Source organism: Nitrosophilus sp. (genome assembly GCF_982775275.1).
Genome location: NZ_CEXZHP010000105.1, coordinates 1 through 5,305 on the forward strand (window position 1 = coordinate 1; position 5,305 = coordinate 5,305).

Sequence of the window (5,305 nt, forward strand, 5' to 3'; positions counted from 1 at the left end):
CTACTGTTTATGACGATGCACACCTTGGACACGCAAGAAGTGCCATTGTTTTTGATATATTAAGAAGATTTTTGATAGCAAAAGGGTATAAAGTAACCTTTATGAAAAATTTTACAGATATTGATGACAAGATAATTAAGAAGGTAAAAAACAGCAACAAAAGTTTAGAAGAGATAACAACTTATTATATTGAAAGATATTTAGAAGATATGAGTGCGTTAAACGTATTGAGAGCCGATATTGAGCCAAAAGCGACTCAAAGTCTTGATGCGATGTTTGATATGATAGAAAGACTCCTAAAAAACGGATGCGCATATAAAACTAAAAATGGTGATATATATTTTGATACCTCCAAAGATAAAGAGTATTGCTCACTAAGTAAAAAGTGCGACGAAGAGAGTTTAAGTAGAATCGAACCAAACCCGCAAAAGAAAAATTTAGCCGATTTTGCCCTTTGGAAAGGGTGCAAAGATGATGATATCTGTTTTGATTCACCTTTTGGAAAAGGAAGACCAGGCTGGCATATAGAGTGCTCAGCAATGATATACAAATATTTAGCCTATAAAGATAAAGAGTATCAGATAGATATACACGGAGGAGGAGCCGATCTCTTTTTCCCTCATCACGAAAACGAAGCGGCTCAGACAAGATGCGCTTACAATCAAAAACTCTCCAAATATTGGATGCATAACGGTTTTGTTACGATAAGCGGAGAGAAAATGAGCAAAAGTCTTGGAAACAGTTTTTTTATAAAGGACGCTTTAAAGGTATATGACGGAGAGATTTTGAGATTTTATCTATTATCTACCCACTATAGAAGTTCTTTAAATTTTAATGAAGAAGATCTTATAAACTCAAAAAAAAGACTCGATAAAATATATAGATTAAAAAAAAGAGTTTATAAATTATCAAACTCATCTGTGCAAGAAAATTTTAAAGACTCTTTTTTTAAAGCTCTTGATGAGGATTTAAACATATCCAAAGCGCTATCGGTAATAGACGAGTTTGTCTCCGAAGCCAACGATTATATCGATAAAAATCCAAAAGATAAAAATTTTAAAAAAATTGTCGTCTCAAATCTTAAGTTAATTGAAAATGTCTTAGGCATAGGATATAAAGACCCTTTTGCTTATTTTCAGCTTGGTGTAGATGAAAATACAAAAAAAGTGATCGAGGATTTGATAAAACAAAGAAGCGAAGCTAAAAAACAAAAAGATTTTAAAAAAGCAGACAATATTAGAGATAAGCTTAAAGATATGGGTATTTCAATAATGGATACACCCGAAGGAACAATTTGGGAAAAGGTTTAGTTTGAAAATAATTTTAAAAAGACTTTTACCCTATTTAAAAGATTATAAATTAGAGCTATTTTTTGCAATTTTAGCAATGATCGCCGCAGCCATCGGATCATCAGCTTCAGCTTATCTTGTAAAACCCGTTTTAGATGAGATTTTTATCAATAAAGATAGAGAAATGTTAAAAACACTTCCTTTTTTAGTGATCTTTTTTTATTTTCTAAAAGGTTTTGGTAAGTTTATACAAACTTACTATACCGAATACATAGGACAAGACATTTTAAGAAGATTAAGAGATAAAATGTTAAGCTCCCTATTTAATATGGATATGGAATATTTTATTAAGCAAAGAAGCGGAGAGTTAATCAGCAGAATAACAAACGATATCAATAGAATAAGAAGCGTTGTGGCAAATATGGTTCCAGAACTTTTAAGAGAATCTTTAACTGTTTTAGCTTTAACATGTGTTGTTATATATCAAAGTCCAAAGCTAGCTCTTTATTTTTTAGTTATTATGCCCCTTTCATTATACCCTCTTTCTCTTTTGGCTAAAAAAATGAAAAAAATATCAAAAAAGTCTCAAGAAAAAATATCAGACATTACCTCTCATCTAACGGAAATTTTTAATAATATCGAGATTATTAAATCAAACGTTAGCGAAGAAAAAGAGTTTAATAGATTTAAAAACCATAACAAAAAATTCTTTGAAATAACTATGAAAAGCGTAAAAACATCAGAGCTTGTAAGTCCTCTTATGGAGTTTTTAGGTGCGGTAGTAGTAGCAATCGTAATAATAGTAGGAGGAAATGAGGTAATTGAAGGAAAAATGAGCGTAGGATCTTTTTTCTCTTTTATGACTGCACTTTTTATGCTCTACACCCCTTTAAAAAAGATCTCTTCAATTTATAATAAACTTCAAGACGCAATTGCTGCAGGTGAGAGAATATTTGAAATAATAGACTTAAAACCCACAATAAAAGTAAGTAAAAACAAGTTTAACGAAAAAATAAATAAAATAAAATTTGACAACGTCTCACTCTTTTACGATAACAAAAATGCCCTTAAAAACGTCTCTTTTGAGGCAAAAAAAGGAGAGGTAATAGCTCTTGTTGGCGATAGCGGCGGCGGTAAAAGTTCGATAGTTAACCTTTTGGTTAGATTTTATGATCCAACTGAAGGTAAAATTTTATTTAACGATAAAAATATAAAAAATTTTGATGTAAAAAGTATCAGAAAAAAGATAGCTTTGGTTACTCAAAGAATCTATATTTTTAGAGATACCGTAGCGGCAAACGTTGCATACGGGGAAGAGTTTGATGAAGAAAAGGTTATTAAAGCGCTAAAACTTGCAAACGCCTATGAATTTGTTAAAGATATGCCAAAAGGGATTTATACAGAACTTGAAGAGTTTGGTGGAAATCTAAGCGGCGGACAAAGGCAAAGGATAGCACTTGCAAGAGCTCTTTATAAAGACCCGGAAGTCTTAATATTGGATGAGGCCACAAGCGCGCTTGATACAAAAAGTGAACAAATAATACAAGAAGCTCTAAAAAACATAACAAAAGATAAAATAACTTTTATCGTAGCCCATAGATTATCCACTATAAAAGATGCCGATAAGATATTGGTTTTACAAAAAGGAAAAATCGTATGCAAAGGAAATCACAAAGAGCTTATAAAAAATTGTCAAGAGTATAAAAAATTAAATAAACAAGGATAAAAATGATAAATTATGAAAATTTCAAAAAAATCATTTTCAAGCTTGACCCTGAGGTTGCACACAATATTGTTGAATTTTTTTTAAAAAATCTCGACTCCTTTCCAATAATTTTCAATCCTTTTATTGAAAAAAATTTCATTGACGATAAGATACTCAATCAAAAAATTTTTAATAAAACCTTTTATAATCCCGTAGGACTTGCTGCCGGTTTTGACAAAAACGCTACCATGATAAGAGCAATGACGGCTCTTGGCTTTGGTTTTAGCGAGATTGGAACGGTTACTCCAAAACCCCAAAAAGGCAATCCAAAACCAAGACTCTTTAGATATCCAACATACGAATCTATTCAAAACGCTATGGGCTTTAATAATGATGGTATGTATATAATCCAAAAAAGGCTAAAAAAACTATACCCTTTTGCCACACCAATTGGAATAAATTTAGGGAAAAATAAAACAACCCCCGAAAAAGAGGCTTTAAAAGATTATGAACAGTTGATAAAAACATTTAAAGATCTATCAGATTATATGGTAGTTAATATCTCATCTCCAAATACGCCCGGCCTTAGGGATCTACAAAATGAAGAGTTTATAAAAGCTCTTTTTAAAATGGCAAAGGATATTACAAATACGCCTATACTTTTAAAAATCGCTCCCGATATGAGCGAATCCAAAGCTATCGATCTAACTTCAATGGCTATAGAAGCCGGAGCAGACGGAATAATCGCAACAAATACCACTACAGACTATTCTATTTTGCCAAACGCAAAAGAGTTTGGCGGAATAAGTGGAAAAGTTTTAAAAGAGAAAAGCTACAATCTATTTAAAGCTATCTCAAAAGAGCTTTTTGGTAAAACTATATTAATTAGCGTTGGAGGAATAGATAGTGCTCAAGAAGCTTACAAAAGAATAAAAGCCGGCGCAAATATGGTTCAGGTTTATACAGCTCTTATTTTTAAAGGACCCTCTCTTATAAAAAATATAAATGAAGGTTTGATAAAATTACTAAAAGAGGATGGATTTGATAATATAAATGATGCGATCGGAGCGGATATAAAATGAGAATATTTATATTAATATTTATATTTATAGGGGGATTAATGGGTAGCGTTTTACCAAAATATTATGAAAAAACTTTGGAAAATGGATTGAAGGTTGTTGTTATTCCTATGAAAAATGATACAAACGTAATTACAACAAATATTTTTTATAAAGTTGGAAGCAGAAACGAAGTTATGGGAAAAAGCGGAATCGCCCATATGCTTGAACATTTAAATTTTAAATCTACAAAAAATTTAAAAGCCGGGGAATTTGATGAGATAGTAAAAAGTTTTGGAGGTGTTGATAACGCTTCAACCGGATTTGATTATACGCATTATTATATAAAATCAAGTTCAAGCCATTTAGAGGATTCATTAAAACTTTTTGCCGAACTTATGGAAAATTTGGCTCTAAAAGATGAAGAGTTTCAGCCTGAAAGAGAGGTTGTTGCCGAAGAGAGAAGATGGAGAACAGACAATAACCCAATTGGATATCTATATTTTAGACTGTTTAACAACACTTTTATTTATCATCCCTATCACTGGACTCCCATTGGTTTTATGCAAGATATTTTAAATTGGAAAATTGAAGATATAAGAGAGTTTCATAAAACTTACTATCAACCTAAAAACGCCATAATAGTTGTCGCTGGAGATATAGATAAAGAAAAAGTATTTGATGGGGCAAAAAAATATTTTTCACATATTAAAAACTGCTGCGATATTCCAAAAGTTCATCAAGTTGAGCCAAAACAAGATGGTGAAAAAAGAGTAATTATTCACAAAGATAGTGAAGTGGAAATTGTAGCAATTGCATATCATATCCCAGATTTTTCCCATCCCGATCAGTTTGCATTATCTGCTATTTCGGCACTATTAAGCGATGGAAAAAGTAGTAGACTATATAAAAAACTGGTTGATGAAAAAAAACTTGTAAATACAATTTATGCTTATAACATGGATCTAAAAGATCCTGGGATTTTTATATTTATGGCGGTTTGCAACCCCGGCGTAAAAGCCGAAACTGTAGAAAATGAGATATTAAAAGAGATACAAAAACTAAAAGAAGGGGAAATTTCCAAGGAAGAACTTGAAAAAATCAAGATAAACACAAAAGCGGATTTTATATTTTCTTTGGAAAATTCAAGTAACGTAGCAGATCTTTTTGGAAGCTATTTAGCAAGAGAAAATTTGGAACCTTTACTAAAATATGAGGAAAATATTGATAAACTAACGCCTAAAGATTTACAA

At 31.3% G+C, this 5,305-nt stretch carries 4 protein-coding genes; all 4 read left to right on the forward strand.

The genetic code is table 11. The features are described from left to right. Positions 1–1,310: cysteine--tRNA ligase (gene cysS, locus AC30RD_RS05955; protein ID WP_489493430.1), on the forward strand; the 1,310-nt coding region annotated here is incomplete at its 5' end. A gap of 1 nt (position 1,311) precedes the next feature. Further along, positions 1,312–3,015, forward strand: a complete 1,704-nt coding sequence (locus AC30RD_RS05960; RefSeq protein ID WP_489493432.1) for an ABC transporter ATP-binding protein — start codon at positions 1,312–1,314, stop codon at positions 3,013–3,015. A gap of 2 nt (positions 3,016–3,017) precedes the next feature. Next, positions 3,018–4,076 (forward strand): quinone-dependent dihydroorotate dehydrogenase, encoded by a 1,059-nt coding sequence (locus tag AC30RD_RS05965; protein WP_489493433.1) that lies wholly within the window; start codon positions 3,018–3,020, stop codon positions 4,074–4,076. Continuing rightward, a partial coding sequence (locus AC30RD_RS05970) for a M16 family metallopeptidase (RefSeq protein WP_489493434.1) occupies positions 4,073–5,305 on the forward strand: 1,233 nt, incomplete at its 3' end. The genes AC30RD_RS05965 and AC30RD_RS05970, both read left to right, overlap by 4 nt.

What these genes read in the sequence shown, in the direction of transcription:
- AC30RD_RS05965 (WP_489493433.1), top strand. Translation starts at nt 3,018, where the DNA reads ATGATAAATTATGAAAATTTCAAAAAAATCATTTTCAAGCTTGACCCT.